At 67.3% G+C, this 17,903-nt stretch carries 12 protein-coding genes and 2 tRNA genes; 12 read left to right on the forward strand and 2 right to left on the reverse strand.

All coding sequences use genetic code 11. The features are described from left to right. Positions 1–90: 90 nt before the first annotated feature. Positions 91–164: transfer RNA gene (locus NWF22_RS20315), tRNA-Gly, on the reverse strand. A gap of 219 nt (positions 165–383) precedes the next feature. On the opposite strand from NWF22_RS20315, the gene NWF22_RS20320 reads away from it, so the two are divergent. From NWF22_RS20320 to clpX, 5 genes are all read left to right on the forward strand, one after another. Then, positions 384–457 (forward strand) — tRNA-Pro (locus NWF22_RS20320). Positions 458–538: 81 nt separating this feature from the next. Then, complete coding sequence (gene tig, locus NWF22_RS20325) at positions 539–1,915, forward strand: trigger factor (RefSeq protein WP_160902670.1); 1,377 nt, start codon at positions 539–541, stop codon at positions 1,913–1,915. 263 nt (positions 1,916–2,178) lie between these two features. Next, on the forward strand, positions 2,179–2,790 hold the full coding sequence (locus tag NWF22_RS20330; RefSeq protein WP_160902669.1) for an ATP-dependent Clp protease proteolytic subunit: 612 nt from the start codon (positions 2,179–2,181) through the stop codon (positions 2,788–2,790). A gap of 53 nt (positions 2,791–2,843) precedes the next feature. After that, the gene (locus NWF22_RS20335) at positions 2,844–3,542 is read left to right on the forward strand and encodes an ATP-dependent Clp protease proteolytic subunit (protein WP_160902668.1); all 699 of its coding nucleotides are present in this window, start codon (positions 2,844–2,846) and stop codon (positions 3,540–3,542) included. A gap of 366 nt (positions 3,543–3,908) precedes the next feature. Continuing rightward, positions 3,909–5,189 carry an ATP-dependent Clp protease ATP-binding subunit ClpX gene (gene clpX / locus NWF22_RS20340; RefSeq protein WP_160902667.1) on the forward strand — a complete coding sequence of 427 codons (1,281 nt, stop codon included), beginning with the start codon at positions 3,909–3,911 and terminating at the stop codon, positions 5,187–5,189. A gap of 84 nt (positions 5,190–5,273) precedes the next feature. On the opposite strand, the gene NWF22_RS20345 is transcribed toward clpX, so the two are convergent. Beyond that, the gene (locus NWF22_RS20345) at positions 5,274–7,598 is read right to left on the reverse strand and encodes an FdhF/YdeP family oxidoreductase (protein ID WP_160902666.1); all 2,325 of its coding nucleotides are present in this window, start codon (positions 7,596–7,598) and stop codon (positions 5,274–5,276) included. 47 nt (positions 7,599–7,645) lie between these two features. Between NWF22_RS20345 and mobA the strand changes: the two genes are divergently transcribed. From mobA to NWF22_RS20380, 7 genes are all read left to right on the forward strand, one after another. Then, the gene (gene mobA / locus NWF22_RS20350; RefSeq protein WP_160902665.1) at positions 7,646–8,251 is read left to right on the forward strand and encodes a molybdenum cofactor guanylyltransferase; all 606 of its coding nucleotides are present in this window, start codon (positions 7,646–7,648) and stop codon (positions 8,249–8,251) included. A gap of 26 nt (positions 8,252–8,277) precedes the next feature. Further along, positions 8,278–10,926, forward strand: coding sequence for a valine--tRNA ligase (locus tag NWF22_RS20355; RefSeq protein ID WP_160902664.1), 2,649 nt, complete (start codon positions 8,278–8,280; stop codon positions 10,924–10,926). After that, positions 10,923–12,566, forward strand: coding sequence for a bifunctional tetrahydrofolate synthase/dihydrofolate synthase (gene folC / locus NWF22_RS20360; protein WP_373691960.1), 1,644 nt, complete (start codon positions 10,923–10,925; stop codon positions 12,564–12,566). Before NWF22_RS20355 ends, folC begins: the two co-directional genes overlap by 4 nt. Then, positions 12,563–12,964, forward strand: coding sequence for a DUF4233 domain-containing protein (locus NWF22_RS20365; protein ID WP_160902663.1), 402 nt, complete (start codon positions 12,563–12,565; stop codon positions 12,962–12,964). The genes folC and NWF22_RS20365 overlap by 4 nt, the downstream gene beginning before the upstream one ends. 172 nt (positions 12,965–13,136) lie before the next feature. Beyond that, positions 13,137–13,565, forward strand: a complete 429-nt coding sequence (locus NWF22_RS20370; protein WP_258321224.1) for a hypothetical protein — start codon at positions 13,137–13,139, stop codon at positions 13,563–13,565. Between the two features lie 48 nt (positions 13,566–13,613). After that, positions 13,614–14,030 (forward strand): nucleoside-diphosphate kinase, encoded by a 417-nt coding sequence (gene ndk, locus NWF22_RS20375; RefSeq protein WP_160902662.1) that lies wholly within the window; start codon positions 13,614–13,616, stop codon positions 14,028–14,030. 379 nt (positions 14,031–14,409) lie between these two features. After that, positions 14,410–17,757 carry a translation initiation factor IF-2 N-terminal domain-containing protein gene (locus NWF22_RS20380; RefSeq protein ID WP_160902661.1) on the forward strand — a complete coding sequence of 1,116 codons (3,348 nt, stop codon included), beginning with the start codon at positions 14,410–14,412 and terminating at the stop codon, positions 17,755–17,757. Positions 17,758–17,903 lie beyond the last annotated feature (146 nt).

Below are 17,903 nucleotides of genomic sequence, written 5' to 3' on the forward strand. Positions count from 1 at the left end.
TACGCCCACAGTGATGCCGATCACAGTTCCGCCGGCTGCGGCGCGCCGTGTCACCACAAAGGGCCGGCGGCCGCAGTGTCTCCGGCCCGGTGGAGCGGGTGACGGGAATCGAACCCGCGTAGCTAGTTTGGAAGACTAGGGCTCTACCATTGAGCTACACCCGCGTGCCGCGCCACCTGGTGGGATCGCCACCGGCGTCGCGTGCGTCCAAGACTGTACCCAATGTGATGTCGGAACCAGAAATCGCGCTCCGGCGCGTCGCTGATGGCCGTGGCATCGGCCACCCGTTTGGGTGGCCGCAAACGCGACACGTACTATCTTCTGTTGGCCCTGCTCTACGTCTCATCGGTCGATCGATCGATCGCGTCGTGACCCAGGGCTGCCGGGATGTGGCGCAGCTTGGTAGCGCATCCGCTTTGGGAGCGGAGGGTCGCAGGTTCAAATCCTGTCATCCCGACCGATGTGGTGGCGGCACGCCCGCAACAGACCCGCACAGACCAATGACACCGACGCAGAAATGCAGATGTAAGGAGCAGGCGTGAAGAGCACCGTCGAGCAGCTCGGCCCGACCCGGGTGAAGCTCAATGTCGAAGTCCCGTTCGAGGAGCTCTCCGGTGAGTTCGACCGGACCTACCGTTCGCTGGCCCAACAGGTCCGCATTCCGGGCTTCCGGCCGGGTAAGGCGCCCGCAAAGCTGATCGAGGCCCGCGTCGGCCGCGATTCGATCCTGGCCCAGGTCGTCAACGACGCGCTGCCGGGTAAGTACTCGCAGGCCGTGGCCGAGACCGAGACCAAAGCGATCGGCCAGCCCGAGATCGACCTCGCCGAGCTGGTCTACGGCAGCCCGATCACCTTCACCGCCGAAGTCGACGTCCGCCCGGAGATCGAGCTGCCCGACTACGCGACTCTCGCGGTCGAGGTCGACGCGATCGAGATCGACGACGCCGAGGTGGAGGAGCAGGTCGAGGGTCTGCGCGCCCGCTTCGGCACCCTTCAGGGTGTTGACCGCGGTGCCCAGGACGGGGACTTCGTGTCGATCGATCTGGCGGCGACCGTCGACGGCGAGGCGGTCGACGAGGCGTCGACCGAGGGGCTGTCGCACGAGGTCGGCTCGGGTCAGCTCATCGACGGTCTCGACGAGGCGCTGATCGGTGTGAAGGCCGGCGAGACCAAGGACTTCACCACCAAGCTCGTCGCCGGCGACCACGCCGGGGAAGAGGCGCAGGTCACGGTCACCGTCAACTCGGTGAAGGAACGTGAATTGCCCGAGCTCGACGACGAGTTCGCCCAGATGGCCAGCGAATTCGATACCGTCGCCGAGCTGCGCGAGAGCCTGGTCGACCGGGTCAAGCAGTCCAAGAAGCTCGAGCAGGCCAACGCCATCCGGGACAAGGTTCTCGAAGAGCTGCTGGCCAAGGTCGAGATCCCGCTGCCGGAGAAGGTCGTGGCCGAAGAGGTCGAAGGTCAGCAGCATCAGATCGTGCACGCTCTCGGGCACGACGACGAGCAGGTCGCGAAGTTCCTCGAGGCGCAGGGCAAGACCCGCGAGGAGTGGGACGCCGAGGCCCGCGAGGAGGCCGAGAAGTCGGTCAAGACCCAGCTGCTGCTCGATGCGATCGCCGATCAGCAGGAGACCGAGGTGGACCAGGACGAGCTCACCCAGCAGATCCTGTTCCAGGCTCAGCGCTACGGCATGCAGCCGCAGGAGTTCATTCAGCAGTTGCAGAGCGCCGGCCAGGTCGGTGCCGTCTATGCCGACGTCCGCCGTGGCAAGGCGCTCGCCGGGATCGTGTCGGAGGTGACCGTCACCGACAGCAGCGGCGCAGCCGTGGACACCGACGAGTTCTTCGGCGGGTCCGATGAGGACGACGCCGCCCCAGATGAGAGCAACACAGACGAGAACGACGAGAGCTGACACGTCGCACGACGAGTTGGCAGGGCAGCCGGAGCCGGGTCGATGTACCCGGTCGCCGGCTGTTCTGCTCTCAGCGAATAGCGTGCTCATCGGGACTGACGCTGCGGCGCCATTGGTTAGTGTCGGTGAGGACCTCGCGATGAACCCGCTCGCGATGACCCGGCGTCATCGCAGGAACGGGTCAGCGCGGACAAGCTGGACCGAGGAAACCGGTGGACGCGGTCGATGACCGCACGTCACCACGACAGGCAAAGGTAGGAACAGTGAGTGAGCCGACGATCCACACGCCGACCCTGAGTTCGGGAGTGGCCGGGCTGAATCTGACCGATTCGGTGTTCGAACGACTGCTGCGTGAGCGCATCATCTTCCTCGGCACCCAGGTCGACGATGACATCGCCAACCGGCTGTGCGCCCAGATCCTGCTGCTCTCGGCGGAGGACCCGACCCGCGACATCAACCTGTACATCAACTCGCCCGGCGGTTCGGTGACCGCGGGTATGGCCATCTTCGACACGATGCAGCTCGCCGAATGCGATGTCGCCACCTACGCGATGGGCATGGCCGCGTCGATGGGTCAGTTCCTGCTGGCCGCCGGTACGCCGGGCAAACGTCATGCCCTGCCGCATTCGCGCATCATGATGCACCAGCCGTCGGCCGGAATCGGTGGTACCGCGGCCGACATCGCCATCCAGGCCGAGCAGTTCGCCGCCACCAAGAAGGAGATGAACCGGCTCAACGCCGAGTTCACCGGGCAGCCGCTGGAGAAGATCGAGGCCGACTCGGACCGCGACAAGTGGTTCACCGCGCAGCAGGCGCTCGAGTACGGACTCGTCGACCACGTGGTCACCCGCGCCGGTTCGGTGACCCCGTCCTGATCGCCGACCACGCACCGCACGCACGAGGCCACATCTCACCAACGGAGCAGAAGATGACCAATTCACGCATCCTCGACGCACTGCCCGCCGACGTCGCCGCCGGGATCCCCTCGTCAGCTCTTGCGATCAAGAGCATCGAGGCGCGCTACATCCTGCCGCAGTTCATCGAGCACACCCCCAACGGCCAGCGGCAATACGATCCGTACGCGAAGCTGTTCGAAGAGCGCATCGTGTTCGTCGGTACGCCGATCGATCAGACCGTCGCCAATGACGTGATGGCGCAGCTGCTGGTGCTCGAGTCCCAGGACCCCGACCGCGACATCACGATGTACATCAACTCGCCGGGCGGCAGCGTTCCCGACATGCTGGCGATCTACGACACCATGCAGTACGTCCACTGCGACATCGTGACGGTCTGTCTGGGCGAGGCCGCCTCGGCCGCAGCCATCCTGCTCGCCGGCGGCACCCCCGGCAAGCGCGCCGCGCTGCCCAACGCCACCATCCTGATCCATCAGCCACGGACCGGCGGTGCTTATCAGGGCCAGGTCTCCGACCTGGAGATCCAGGCCGCCGAGATCGAACGGATCCGCAACCGGCTCGACGAGATCCTGTCCCGCCACACGGGTCAGGACAAGGACAAGATCCGCAAGGACACCGACCGCGACAACATCCTCTCGGCCGATCAGGCCAAGGAGTACGGCATCGTCGACGAAGTGTTCGAGTACCGCAAGAAGTCGATGAAGAAGGCCTGAGCCTGATCGCTTGGCACGCACCTCGTCTCCGACACGCCGGGACGTGGTGCGTGCCGAAGGCGGGCATCGACAGTCATCCTGGACGTCTGCGCGGGTGTTCGTCCACCGCGCAGAACGTGCAGACGAGAAGGCCCAGACAGCCGGCCCCGAAGACCGGCACAGGACCAGGACGAGCAGGACAACCAGATAGCGGACGACGGCCGAAACTTCCGGGACGACATTTGGCGTTATCGGTCGAAGTTCGAGCGGCGCGCGGGTACCGTCGGGTTATTGGGCGATCCGCATGCCGCACGGTCACCCATGCCCGGCTGCGCACGGTGAAGGTCCGTCGAATCGACCGGAGCAAGAGGAAGGTACGTACACGAGATGGCACGAATCGGAGACGGTGGCGACCTGCTGAAGTGCTCGTTCTGTGGAAAGAGTCAGAAGCAGGTCAAGAAGCTGATCGCCGGGCCCGGCGTGTACATCTGTGACGAGTGCATCGATCTCTGCAACGAGATCATCGAAGAGGAACTCGCCGAGAACGGCGACGTGAAGCTCGACGAGTTGCCCAAGCCCGCGGAGATCCGCGACTTCCTCGAGAACTACGTCATCGGTCAGGACACCGCCAAGCGCACACTCGCCGTGGCGGTCTACAACCACTACAAGCGCATTCAGGCCGGCGAGAAGAAGGATTCGCGCACCGGTGAGTCGGTGGAGATCGCGAAGTCCAACATTCTGATGCTCGGTCCCACCGGCTGCGGCAAGACCTACCTCGCCCAGACCTTGGCGAAGATGCTGAACGTGCCGTTCGCGATCGCCGACGCGACGGCGCTGACCGAGGCGGGATATGTCGGCGAGGATGTCGAGAACATCCTGCTGAAACTCATCCAGGCGGCCGACTACGACGTGAAGCGCGCCGAGACCGGCATCATCTACATCGATGAGGTCGACAAGGTCGCGCGCAAGAGCGAGAATCCCTCGATCACGCGGGACGTGTCGGGTGAGGGTGTGCAGCAGGCCCTGCTGAAGATCTTGGAGGGGACGCAGGCGTCGGTGCCGCCGCAAGGTGGCCGCAAGCACCCGCACCAGGAGTTCATCCAGATCGATACGACCAATGTGTTGTTCATCGTCGCCGGCGCGTTCGCCGGTCTGGAGAAGATCGTCTCGGAGCGAATCGGCAAGCGTGGCATCGGCTTCGGCAACGAGGTGACAAGCCGGGACGAGATCGACACCACCGATCACTTCGCCGAGGTGATGCCGGAGGATCTGATCAAGTTCGGTCTGATCCCGGAGTTCATCGGCCGCCTGCCGATCGTCGCGTCGGTGACCAACCTGGACAAGGACTCGCTCGTCAGCATTCTGTCCGAGCCGAAGAACGCCCTGGTGAAGCAGTACACCAAGCTGTTCGAGATGGACAACGTGGAACTCGAGTTCAGCAAGGACGCGCTCGAGGCCGTGGCCGACCAGGCCATTCATCGCGGCACCGGTGCGCGCGGGCTGCGCGCGATCATGGAAGAAGTGCTGCTACCGGTGATGTACGACATCCCGAGCCGTGACGACGTCGAGAAGGTCGTCGTGACGGGCGAGACCGTCCGCGACAACGTACTCCCCACGATCGTGCCGCGTAAGACCGGACGCGACGAGCGTCGCGACAAGAGCGCCTGACCCGAATCGACTTCGCCGCAGCCCCCGCGAGCCCAGAGCTCCCGGGGGCTGCGGCGTGCCGGGCCGCGGCGGGCCCCACGGTGGTCAGCTCGCGGTGACGCTGGGTTCGAGCCGGATCACGACCGCCTTGGAGACCGGGGTGTTCGATTCCCGCGCGACCGATCCGAGTGGGACGAGGGGATTGGTCTCGGGGTAGTAGGCGGCCGCGTTGCCGCGCGGGGTGGAGTACGCGACCAGTTCGAATCCGTCGACGCGACGTTCCTCGACGATGCCGTCCTCGCCCGCATGCTCGGAGATGATGTCGACGTGGTCCCCGGCACGCAGGCCGGCAGCCGCGATGTCGTCGGGATGGCACATGATGACCCGCCGATTGCCCTTGATGCCGCGGTAGCGATCGTCATGTCCGTAGATGGTGGTGTTGTACTGGTCGTGGCTGCGCAGCGTCTGCAGGATCAGCCGCCCCTCGGGCACCGGCACCCAGTCGAGTGGATGGACCGCGAAATGGGCCCGACCGTCGGGAGTGTCGAATTCGCGGCGATCGCGCGGGGGATGGGGTAGCACGAATCCGTCGGAGAGTCGGACGCGGATGTTGAAGTCCTCGAAGCCGGGGATGACGCGGGAGATGTGGTCGCGGATCAGGTTGTAGTCGCGGCGCATCTGCTGCCACTCCACCGGATGGTCGGCGCCCAGCGCGGTGGTGGCGAGATCGCAGACGATGGCGACCTCGCTGTGCAGTTCGGCCGACGCCGGTGCCAGCGAACCACGCGACAGATGGACCACCGACATCGAGTCCTCGACCGAAACCTGCTGGGCCACACCGTCGACAAGGTCCTTGTCGGTGCGGCCGAGGGTGGGCAGGATGAGCGCGGCACGGCCGGTGGCCAGGTGCGATTCGTTGAGTTTCGTACTCACCTGCACGGTGAGCGAGCAACGAGCCAGGGCCGTGCGGGTGAACTCGGTGTCCGGCGCCGCGGAGACGAAGTTGCCGCCCATCGCGAAGAACACGCGGACCTCGCCGCGCGCCATGGCGCCGATGGCGGCCACCGTGTCATAACCGTGGTCGCGCGGGGAGACGATCCCGAACTCGGCGTCCTGCGCCGCGAGGAACGACTCGGGCATCTTCTCGAAGATGCCCATCGTGCGATCGCCCTGCACATTGGAGTGTCCGCGCACCGGGCACAGGCCGGCTCCCGGCTTGCCGATCATGCCGCGCAGCAACAACACGTTGGTGCCCTCGCCGATGGTGGCCACCGAATGTCGATGCTGGGTCAGACCCATCGCCCAGCACAAGATGACGCGGTCTGCGGAGGCCACGGCATCGGCCAGGTCGGCGATCTGGGCCTGCGTCAGCCCGGTGGCCGCGATGATCTCGTCGATATCGACGTCGTCGAGCGAGCTGAGGTAGTCGTCGACCCCGGCGCAGTGCGCGTCGAGGAATTCGTGGTCGAAGACGGTGCCGGGCGCGGCGCGTTCGGCGTCGAGCAGCAGCCGCGCGACCCCGCGGAACAGCGCCATGTCGCCGCCGAGGCGGATCTGCAGGAAATCATCGGCGAGCTTCACGCCGTGCCCCACGACGCCACCGATCTTCTGCGGATCCTTGAACCGCATCAGGCCGGCTTCGGGCAGCGGGTTGATCGCGACGATCCGGGCGCCGTTGTGTTTGGCCTTCTCCAGGGTGGACAGCATGCGCGGATGGTTGGTGCCCGGATTCTGGCCGGCGATGATGATGAGGTCGGCCGACTCGATGTCGGGCACGGTGACCGACCCCTTGCCGATGCCGATCGATGCGCCGAGTGCGGAGCCGGACGATTCGTGGCACATGTTGGAGCAGTCCGGCAGGTTGTTGGTGCCCAGACTGCGCGCGAACAGCTGATACACGAAGGCCGCTTCGTTGCTGGTGCGGCCGGAAGTGTAGAAAACGGCTTCGTGTGGTGAGGACATCGCGGCGAGTTCGTCGGCGATGAGCTGGTTGGCCTGCTCCCAGGAGACGGGTCGGTAGTGCGAATCGCCCGGTGCGAGGTACATCGGGTGGGTCAGCCGCCCCTGCTGCGACAGCCAGTAGCCCGAGCGCTCCCGCAGGTCGTCCACCGAATGAGCGGCGAAGAAATCCGGTGTCACCCGGCGCCGCGTGGCTTCCTCGGCGACCGCCTTGGCGCCGTTCTCGCAGAACTCCGCGTGTTTGCGGTGTCCGGGCGTCTCCGGCCAGGCACACCCAGGGCAGTCGAACCCCTCGCGTTGATTGAGCTTGGCCAGCGTGCGCGCCGTGCGAACCGGACCCATCTGCTCGAGTCCCCGCGCCAGGGCCACCGCGACCGCCGGAACCCCGGCCGCGTGATCCTTGATCGCCCCGGTGTGGATGTCGTCGGGTTCGGTGACGGCGATGTCCGCGGGCTGGCTTCGACGGTTCATATCCTCATCTTGCCCCGAGCCGGCCGCGCTGTCGGCACACTGGTCCCATGGCGCAACAGGATGTGGATCGGGTGGCGGGAATCGTGCTGGCCGGCGGTCGTTCCCGACGGATGGGTCGCGACAAGGCGGCACTCGACTGGGCGGGTGAGCCGATGCTCGCGCGCGTGGTCCGGACCGTCGGGGAACGCTGCGATCCGGTCCTCGTCGTGGCGCCCGAGGAGTCCGCGGCCTATCAGGGCTTGTACGGGACCGGCGGGCCGGAGGCGCAGTGGGTGACCGATGAGACACCCGGTGGCGGGCCGCTCGCGGGTCTCGCGGTGGGGTTGGCCCGCGCGGCGGACGCGGGCGCGACGTGGGCGTTCGTGTGTGCAACCGACATGCCGCTGATCGAGCCGGAGTTGATCGATGAGCTGGTGCGCGGGATCACCGCGTCGACCCAGGCGGTCATCGCCACCGACGCGCAGCGCGATCATCCGATGGCCGGCCTGTACCGGACCGATGCGGCGCGGGTGATCGCCGAGCTGACCGCCGGCGGCGAACGGCGCATGCTCGCCGCCCTCGACGCGTTGACCACTCATCGCATCGCCGTGGGTACCCCGGAATGGCTCACCAACGTCAACGCTCCCGAAGACCTGCACCGGCTCCACGTCTAGTACGCGGCGTTTCCTAAGATTGTGGGGTGAGCACACCCGATCCGAGCCGCGAGCTGCCGAAGTCCTGGGACCCCGCCGAACACGAGGCGCAGCTGTACCAGGGCTGGGTGGACGCCGGTTACTTCACAGCAGACGCGACAAGTGACCGGCCGGCGTTCTCGATCGTCATCCCGCCACCGAATGTCAACGGGTCGCTGCACATGGGGCATGCCTACGAGCATGTGCTGATGGATGCGCTGGCCCGTCGGCGCCGCATGCAGGGCTACGAGGTGCTGTGGCTGCCCGGCATGGACCACGCGGCGATCGCGATGCAGACGATGGTGGAACGCAAGATCGCCGCCGAAGAGGGACTCACCCGTGACGACCTCGGCCGTGACGCGTTCATCGAGCGGGTCTGGGCGGAGAAGGCCGAGATCGGCGGCAACATCGGCAACCAGATGCGCCGGCTCGGCGACGGCGTGGACTGGAGCCGGGAACGCTTCACCATGGACGACGGCCTGTCGCGCGCGGTGCAGACGGTGTTCAAGCAGATGTACGACGACGGGCTGATCTACCGCGCCGAGCGGTTGGTGAACTGGTCGCCGGTGCTCAAGACGGCGATCAGTGACATCGAGGTGAGCTACGCCGACGTCGAGGGTGAGCTCGTCAGCTTCCGCTACGGCAGCCTCGACGACGGCGAGCCGCACATCGTGGTCGCCACCACGCGGCTGGAGACGATGCTCGGCGACACCGCGATCGCCGTGCATCCCGAGGACGAGCGCTACGCCCATCTGATCGGCACCGAACTCGACCATCCGTTCGTCGACCGGCGCATCCCGGTCATCGCCGACGACTACGTGGACCCCGAGTTCGGCAGTGGCGCGGTCAAGATCACTCCCGCACACGACCCCAACGACTTCGCGATCGGGCAACGCCACGACCTGCCGATGCCGACGATCATGGACGCCGAGGCACGCATCGCCGACACCGGCACGGTGTTCGACGGGATGGACCGTTTCGAGGCACGCGTCAAGGTGCGCGAAGCGCTCGCCGAGCAGGGGCGCATCGTCACCGAGGTCCGGCCGTACCTGCACAGCGTCGGACATTCCGAACGGACCGGCGAGCCCATCGAACCGCGGTTGTCCATGCAGTGGTGGGTGCGCGTCGAGTCCTTGGCCAAGGCGGCCGGCGACGCGGTTCGCAACGGTGACACCGTGATCCACCCGACCTCGATGGAGCCGCGCTGGTTCGGCTGGGTCGACAACATGTACGACTGGTGTATCTCTCGTCAGCTGTGGTGGGGTCACCGCATCCCGATCTTCTACGGCCCCGAGGGGGAGGTCGTCTGTGTGGGGCCCGACGAGCAGGCACCCGACGGCTATGTCCAGGAGACCGACGTCCTCGACACCTGGTTCTCGTCGGGCCTGTGGCCGTTCTCCACCATGGGCTGGCCCGACAACACTGCCGACCTCGAGAAGTTCTATCCCACTTCGGTTCTCGTCACCGGCTACGACATCCTGTTCTTCTGGGTGGCCCGGATGATGATGTTCGGTACCTACGTCGGTGACCGGCTCGGCGACGGCAACGCGGTGCCGTTTCACAACCTGTTCCTGCATGGTCTGGTGCGCGACGAGCACGGCCGCAAGATGTCGAAGTCGAAGGGCAACGGCATCGATCCGCTCGACTGGGTGGAGCGCTTCGGCGCCGACGCGTTGCGCTTCACGCTCGCTCGTGGCGCCAACCCGGGTAGCGACATCTCGGTCGGCGAGGACCACGCACAGTCCTCGCGCAACTTCGCGACGAAACTGTTCAACGCCACCAAGTTCGCGCTGATGAACGGCGCCACGGTGGGTGAACTACCCGATCGCGCAACGCTGACCGAAGCCGACCGGTGGATTCTGGACCGACTCGAGCAGGTCCGGGCCGAGGCCGATGCCGGCTTCGAGGCATACGAGTTCTCCAAAGCCTGTGAGGCGCTGTACCACTTCGCCTGGGACGAGGTCTGTGACTGGTACCTCGAACTGGCCAAGGTGCAGTATGCGCAGAACGACGACGCACGATCCGCGTCCACCTCGGTGGTGCTCGGCACGGTGCTCGACAGCCTGCTGAGATTGCTGCATCCGGTGATGCCGTTCGTCACCGAGATGTTGTGGAAGTCGCTCACCGGAAAAGAATCCGTGGTGATCGCGGACTGGCCCGCAGCGAGTGAGGTGGCGGCCGATACCGTTGCGGCACAACACATCGACGACCTGCAGCGCCTGATCACCGAGGTCCGGCGCTTCCGCAGCGACCAGGGGCTGCGCCCGGGACAGCGAGTGGCAGCCGAGATCGACGGCCTGGACACGGCGGCGCTCGCCGACTCCCGCGGGTACCTCGACTCGCTGGCGCGCCTGGAGGCCGCCGCCGACGGCTTCGCGGCCACCGCCACCATCGACGTGCGCCTCTCGTCGGCGACGGTCACCGTCCGGATCGATACGTCCGGCACCGTCGACGTGGCGGCCGAACGCAAGCGCCTGACCAAGGATCTGGCGGCCGCGGAGAAGGAACTCGCCTCCACCACCGGCAAACTCGGCAATGAACAGTTCCTCGCCAAGGCGCCCGAACACGTCGTCGCGAAGATCCGGGAACGGCAGAAGGTGGCGACCGAAGAGGTGGAACGCCTCGGCGGTGCGCTCGCCGCATTGGGTGGCGCGTGAGTTCCCACGACGATCACGACCCCCGCGACGACCAGGACCCTCGCGACGACCAGGACCACGGTGCGGACGCCGACGACTGGGACGACGACCTGGACCGCGATCACCTCGGACCGGACGGGCCCGTGTCGCAGGATCTCGGCGCCCTGCTCGACGAGATCGATGCCCGCGACGGCGATCAAGGCGACCCGGACGAGGCCGACTCCGAATCGGTCGACGATGGTGACGAGCCCCGTCGCCCGGCCGGCCCGGTCGACGATGCCGCGACACTCGCCGAACTCGCCGAGGTCGAGGCCGAACTGGACACCCGCTGGCCCGAGACCAAGATCGAGCCGTCGCTGACGCGTATCTCGGCGTTGATGGATCTGCTCGGGTCCCCCCAACACGGCTATCCGGCGATTCACGTCGCCGGCACGAACGGCAAGACGTCGGTGGCCCGGATGATCGATGCCCTGCTGATCGCCCTGCACCGGCGGACCGGGCGGGTCACCAGTCCGCATCTACAGCGGGTCACCGAACGAATCTCGGTCGACGGGGCACCGATCCCTGCCCGCACCTATATCGACACCTACCGCGAACTCGAGCCCTACATCACGATGGTCGACGACTCGTCCACCGCCTCCGGCGGCCCGCGGATGAGCAAGTTCGAGGTGCTGACCGCGATCTCCTATGCCGTGTTCGCCGAGGCGCCGGTGGACGTCGCGGTGGTGGAGACCGGGATGGGCGGACGGTGGGACGCCACCAACGTCGTCGACGCGACGGTCGCCGTCATCACCCCGATCGCGATGGATCATGCCGACTATCTGGGCGACACGCTGGCGGCCATCGCGGGGGAGAAGGCCGGCATCATCAAGAAGGCCGCCGACGATCTGGTGCCGACCGATCCCGTCACCGTCATCGCACCGCAGGCACCGGAGGTGATGGATGTCCTGCTGCGTCAGACGGTCGAATCCGGGACCATCGTCGCCCGCCAGGACTCCGAGTTCGCCGTCCTGGAGTCGATCACGGCCGTCGGTGGTCAGCTGCTGCGGTTGCAGGGGCTCGGCGGTGTGTACGACGAGGTCTATCTTCCGTTGCACGGCGCCCATCAGGCGGCCAACGCCGCACTGGCGTTGGCGGCGGTCGAGGCATTCTTCGGGGCCGGCCCCGATCGCCAACTCGACATCGACGCAGTGCGTGCAGGTTTCGCGGCCGTTGCGAGCCCGGGCCGGCTGGAGCGCGTGCGCTCGGCGCCGACCGTGTTCGTCGACGCCGCTCACAACCCACACGGGGGTGATGCGTTGGCGCGGGCGTTGACCGAAGAGTTCGACTTCCGCCGACTCGTCGGCGTGATCGGCATGCTCGGTGACAAGGATGCGGAAGGATTCCTGGAGGCCCTCGAGCCCGTCCTGGACAGCGTGGTGCTGACGAACAACGGATCGCCGCGGGCGCTGGACACCGAGGCACTCGCCGAGATCGCGCTGCCGATCTTCGGTGAGGAGCGCGTGGTGGTGAAGCCGTTCCTGCCCGACGCGGTGGAGACCGCGATCGGACTCGCCGAGGAATCCGACGGCGAACCGGTCGCCGGTGCCGGTGTGGTGATCACCGGATCGGTGGTCACCGCCGGGGCGGCCCGCACATTGTTCGGTAAGGAGCCCTCATGACCGACCCGGTGCGTTTCACCCCGCCGACGACGGATCCGTGGAAAGGCCTGCGCGGGGTGATGGCGGGCACCCTGATCCTCGAAGTGATCGTGCTGGGCCTGGCCTTTCCGATTGTCGCCAATCTCGGTCCGGGCCTGACCTGGTTGTCCGTCGGGTACCTCGGCTTCGTGGTGGCGGCGCACATAGTGGCCGCCGGGTTGCAGGGCAGATCGTATGCGATACGCCTCGATCTGGGGCTTCAGGCCCTGGTGATCGCCGGTGGCTTCCTACAGTGGTCGGTCGCCGTGATCGGGGTGATCTTCCTGTGTGTGTGGGTGTACATCGCCTACGTCAAGCACGACGTCGAGGTGCGGATGGCCAAGGGCATGCTGCCGGGACAGCGACCCATCGACGAGTGATCTGCCGGGCGGTACTCCTGCCCGGAGCGGTGATTCGTCTCCTGCAACTCCTGTTGCCCGACTGTGACCTTTCGCCCCTCGCCCTGAGGCGCTCACACCTGTGAGAATGTCGCTGCCGGGGGTGAGCCGTCTCGAAGCCGCGTCCCCGCAACATCCGCTGACGATTCATGACGTGAGGAACAGCTTGACACTCATCTCCAGCCTTCGCCGCCCCTGGGCCACCGCCGCACTGGCGCTGATGGTGATCGGAACGTCGCTGGGTGGCGGGGTCGCGGCCGCCGAGCCGGCGATCGCGCCGGAGGACCTCCCGGTGGCCGGTGAGCCCATGCCGGTGGGGGAGGGTGAATACAGCTATCTCGCCACCCACGAGATCACCGACCGAGCCTCGTCGATGGATCTGCCCGAGGCGATCGCTGCACTTCCCGTCCCGCAGCAGTACCGTCCGGCGAACCTGGGTCTGGCGGCCCAGTTCGACATGGCCCTCACGAGCGCACTGAACTCACCCGGCGGTTGTGTGCAGGTCGTGGTGGACCCACGTGCCCGGTCCGGAAGCCTGTTCAACTACGGCTTCTTCCCGGTTGCCGGCGAATACTGCTCCTGACGGCGGCCGTCGCCGACCCGCGTTCTCGCTTCTCGCTAAGGTGTGCTCGTGACTGAACGGACTCTGGTACTCATCAAGCCCGACGGCGTGGCCCGGTCGCTGGTCGGCGACATCATCAGCCGGATCGAGCGCAAGGGCCTCACGCTCGTCGCGCTGGAACTCAAGACGGTGAGCGACGACGTGGCCCGCGGCCACTACGCCGAACACGAGGGCAAGCCCTTCTACCCGTCGCTGCTGGAATTCATCACCTCCGGCCCGTTGGTCGCCGCCGTCCTGGAGGGTCCGCGGGCAGTGGCGGCGTTCCGGCAGATCGCCGGTGGGACCGACCCGGTCGAGAAGGCCGTCCCGGGGACCATCCGCGGAGACTTCGCGCTGAGCACGCAGACCAACCTGGTGCACGGCTCGGACTCGCCCGAGTCGGCGGAGCGAGAGATCGCGCTGTGGTTTCCTGACCTGGGCATCTGACCCGAATTCCGTCTCTTCGTTCCCCGCCACACACACCGTCGGAACCGCCAAACGTGCGTAGTGTGCGGGGAACGACTCGTCGTGTGGGATACTTGCACAGTTGTGGGCGACACACTTTGCCGTCGACAACCGGATGACGCATCCGGCATCGGACACCCCGATTCGCGCGTCTTCCCCATCGGTGTTGACGATGGCGTGGAAGGCGTCGGCCGGTTGAGGTCATCGACAACGCAAGGCGCCGCCTCGCGAGCCGGGATTCCCGGTGTGCAGAGAAGGCGCGAAGACCACACAACACCGGTCCACAGCCGACCGGGACAGACAGTGAAGCCCTCGCGTGGCCGCGTCAGCCCGACGCGCCCGGGGGCTCTAGGAGATGTGAGTGACCGACAACGGGTCGCCGGCTGACGCGAACGCAGCGTCAGCACCGGCGGAGGAGTTCCCCAGCAGGCTTCGTGTGCATGCCCTCGCCAGGGCGTTGGGCCTGACCAGCCGCGAGGTGTTGGCGCACCTCGCCGAGCTGGGCATCGAGACACGCAGCCCCCAATCCAGCATCGACCGCGAGACCGCCGAGGCGGTCGCCGCGAAGGTGCGCGGCGACGCGGCGGGCGACCAATCGGCCGACACGCCCGCCGAGGCAGCGCCCGGAGTGGTTGAGGCGGCGCCGCCGACCGAACCGGCCGCTGAGCAACCGGCCGGCACAACCGACGATCAGGCGACCACGCAGTCGACGTCCGAACCGGAGCCGGAACCGGCAGAGCCCGCTCAGGATGAGTCCGCTCCGCCGAGCGAGTCGGTGACCGCGGAGAGCGAGGAATCGCCGACGCTGTTCTCGGCAGTCGAGCAGACCCAGCACCAGCCCGTGCGGCCGACGACCGAGGACGTCATGGCACAGCCGCTGTTCCTGTCGCCGCAGGCGGCCGAGCCGACCCGTCGTCCGGGCCGTGCGGCCGACGACGACAGGACTCGGTCCGACGACTCCGAGTCCGCCGATGACTCGTCCGATGATGGCGATTCCTCGGGAGACGGTGAGCGCGGCTCACGTCGCCGTCGCCGGGGCCGCCGCGGCCGCGGTCGTGGTCGCGGCGACCAGTCCGACAACGGCGGCGACGAGTCGCAGTCGGGGACCGAGAATTCGTCTGTCGCGACCGACGGGGCCGATGAGGACAAGGACTCCGGACGCCCTTCGGGCAAAAAGGGCAAGAAGGGCAAGAACAAGGGCGACCGGGCCGAGGGCGGCAAGGCCGACAAGTCGGGCACGCAGGGCAAGAACGGCGATGCCGCCAGCGCCGGCATGACGGAGCGGGCCGACGAGGACGGCGGCACGGACCGCCCGGACAAGGACCGCCCCGACAAGGATCGCCCGGACAAGGACCGCTCGGACAAGGACCGCTCGGACAAGGCCAAGCAGTCCGAGTCCGACGAGGGCGCTGCATCCGATGCCGACTCCTCGGACTCCGATTCATCGCGCGGCGAGGACGGCGAGCAGGGGTCGTCGAAGCGTCGCCGTCGCCGCCGTCGCCGCAAGGGGGGTGCCGACGCCGAGGACAGCTCGCCCGACGATCCGCCGAACACCGTGGTGCACGAGCGTGAACCGCGCAGCAAGAAGGCACGCGACGAGGTCCAGGGCATTTCCGGCTCCACCCGTCTCGAGGCCAAGCGTCAGCGCCGCCGAGACGGGCGCGATGCCGGGCGTCGCCGACCGCCCATCCTCAGCGAATCGGAGTTCCTGGCCCGGCGGGAAGCGGTCGATCGAGTCATGGTCGTCCGCGAGCGCAGCGCCAACAGCGCGATCAACGGCAATGGTTCGGGCGGCAACGACCAGCTGGTGCCGATCGAGGACTACACCCAGGTGGCCGTGCTCGAGGACGGCGTGCTCGTCGAGCATTTCGTCACCACCGAGACCTCGTCGTCGATGGTCGGCAACATCTACCTGGGTCGCGTGCAGAACGTGTTACCCGGCATGGAGGCGGCGTTCGTCGACATCGGACGTGGTCGCAACGGCGTGCTCTACGCCGGCGAGGTCAACTGGGATGCGGCCGGACTGGACGGCGGATCCCGGAAGATCGAGCAGGCACTCAAGCCCGGCGACAACGTGTTGGTCCAGGTCAGCAAGGACCCGGTCGGGCACAAGGGTGCGCGGCTCACCACCCAGATCTCCCTGGCCGGTCGCTTCCTCGTCTACGTGCCCGGAGGTTCGTCGACGGGGATCAGCCGCAAACTGCCCGACGTCGAACGCAAGCGACTGAAGAGCATCCTCGGCAAGCTGGTCCCCGACGATGCGGGCGTGATCATCCGCACCGCGTCCGAAGGTGTCAGCGCCGACGAGCTCGCCGCCGACATCGCGCGCCTGGAAACGCAGTGGAAGGACATCGACGCCGCGGTCGGCAAGGCGAAGAAGGGCTCGGGCGCCAGCGCCCCGCAGGCCCTCTACGAAGAGCCCGATCTGCTGGTCCGAGTGGTCCGCGACCTGTTCAACGAGGACTTCAAGAAGTTGGTCATCGAGGGCGGCAAGGCCTGGAACCTCGTCGAGCGCTATATCAATGCGGTGGCCCCTGACCTGATGGAACGGGTGGAGCGGTTCGAGAAGCCACACGCCGACGCGCCGGATTCGTTCGTGGTGCACCGCATCGACGAGCAACTCGCCAAGGCCCTCGACCGCAAGGTGTGGTTGCCGTCGGGTGGCACGTTGATCATCGAGCACACCGAGGCGATGACTGTCGTCGATGTCAACACCGGCAAGTTCACCGGTTCCGGCGGCAATCTGGAGGAGACGGTCACCCGCAACAACCTCGAGGCGGCCGAGGAGATCGTGCGGCAGATGCGCCTGCGCGACATCGGCGGCATGATCATCGTCGACTTCATCGACATGGTGCTCGAATCCAACCGCGATCTGGTGTTGCGGCGGCTCACCGAGGCCCTCGCCCGAGACCGCACGCGTCATCAGGTGTCCGAAGTGACCTCGCTCGGCCTGGTGCAGATGACCCGCAAACGCCTGGGCACCGGTCTGCTGGAAGCGTTCTCGACCCCGTGCAGCCATTGCGGCGGCCGGGGGATCGTGGTGCACGCCAACCCCGTCGAGGCCCGTCCCGACGAGTCGAGTGGGAATGACGGTGGCGGTTCGAAGCGCTCCCGGCGCAATCGGCGCAAGTCCGAACCGGCACCGGAACAGCAGAAGCCGGCGCACAATCCGGCCGAGCACCCGATGTTCCGGGCCATGGCCGCCCACGCGCACGATCACGATCACGACGCCGAGGGTGCGGACGGTGCGAAGGACGCCGGCGAGGGTGCCGAGCGCACCCAGGCCACCGGCGGTGCGCGGTCCGGTACGGACGACACACAGCCCGACACGAGCGCTGCCGATCAGCCGGTGACCGGTGGCGACGGCGACCGCGCCGCCCGAAGCGACGCGGACGAGGCGCAACCCGCCAGGTCGACTCCGGCCGAGACGCCCGCGCCCGAAGCGGGCGGCATCGAGGCGCCGGAGACATCCGGCCCGACGTCCGAACCGCGGGCGCGGCGCCGTCGGCGGGTGGTCCGACAGGCGGCGGCGCCGGCGGCGTCCGAACCGATCGTGATCTCGGCCGACGAGAACGTCGACTCGACGCCGGTGACGACCTTCGGACCCGCCGGCTCGAGTGCCACCGCGGAGACGGCGGTCGCGGTACGGCGCCGTCCACGTCGCCGCACCGCCGGACGACCCGCGGGGCCGCCGCCGACCGAGCAGTGACCATCCGAGGCGACCGGCAGATCGGGGCCCGTGGTCGAGTTTGACCCGGCACACGGCGTTCCCGTAATCTTGATTGGTCGCCTTCGGCGGAGGGTCCGCGCTGTGCCCGGAACGTTCAGGTTCGCCTGAGACGCACCGATCAGCCG

It is taken from the genome of Gordonia mangrovi (assembly GCF_024734075.1).
Taxonomy (GTDB): Bacteria; Actinomycetota; Actinomycetes; order Mycobacteriales; family Mycobacteriaceae; genus Gordonia; species Gordonia mangrovi.

Bases quoted from the DNA above. Each gene is read 5' to 3' on its own strand.
- NWF22_RS20335 (WP_160902668.1), top strand. From the start codon at position 2,844: ATGACCAATTCACGCATCCTCGACGCACTGCCCGCCGACGTCGCCGCC.
- clpX (WP_160902667.1), top strand. From the start codon at position 3,909: ATGGCACGAATCGGAGACGGTGGCGACCTGCTGAAGTGCTCGTTCTGT.
- NWF22_RS20345 (WP_160902666.1), bottom strand. From the start codon at position 7,598: ATGAACCGTCGAAGCCAGCCCGCGGACATCGCCGTCACCGAACCCGAC.
- mobA (WP_160902665.1), top strand. From the start codon at position 7,646: ATGGCGCAACAGGATGTGGATCGGGTGGCGGGAATCGTGCTGGCCGGC.
- NWF22_RS20365 (WP_160902663.1), top strand. From the start codon at position 12,563: ATGACCGACCCGGTGCGTTTCACCCCGCCGACGACGGATCCGTGGAAA.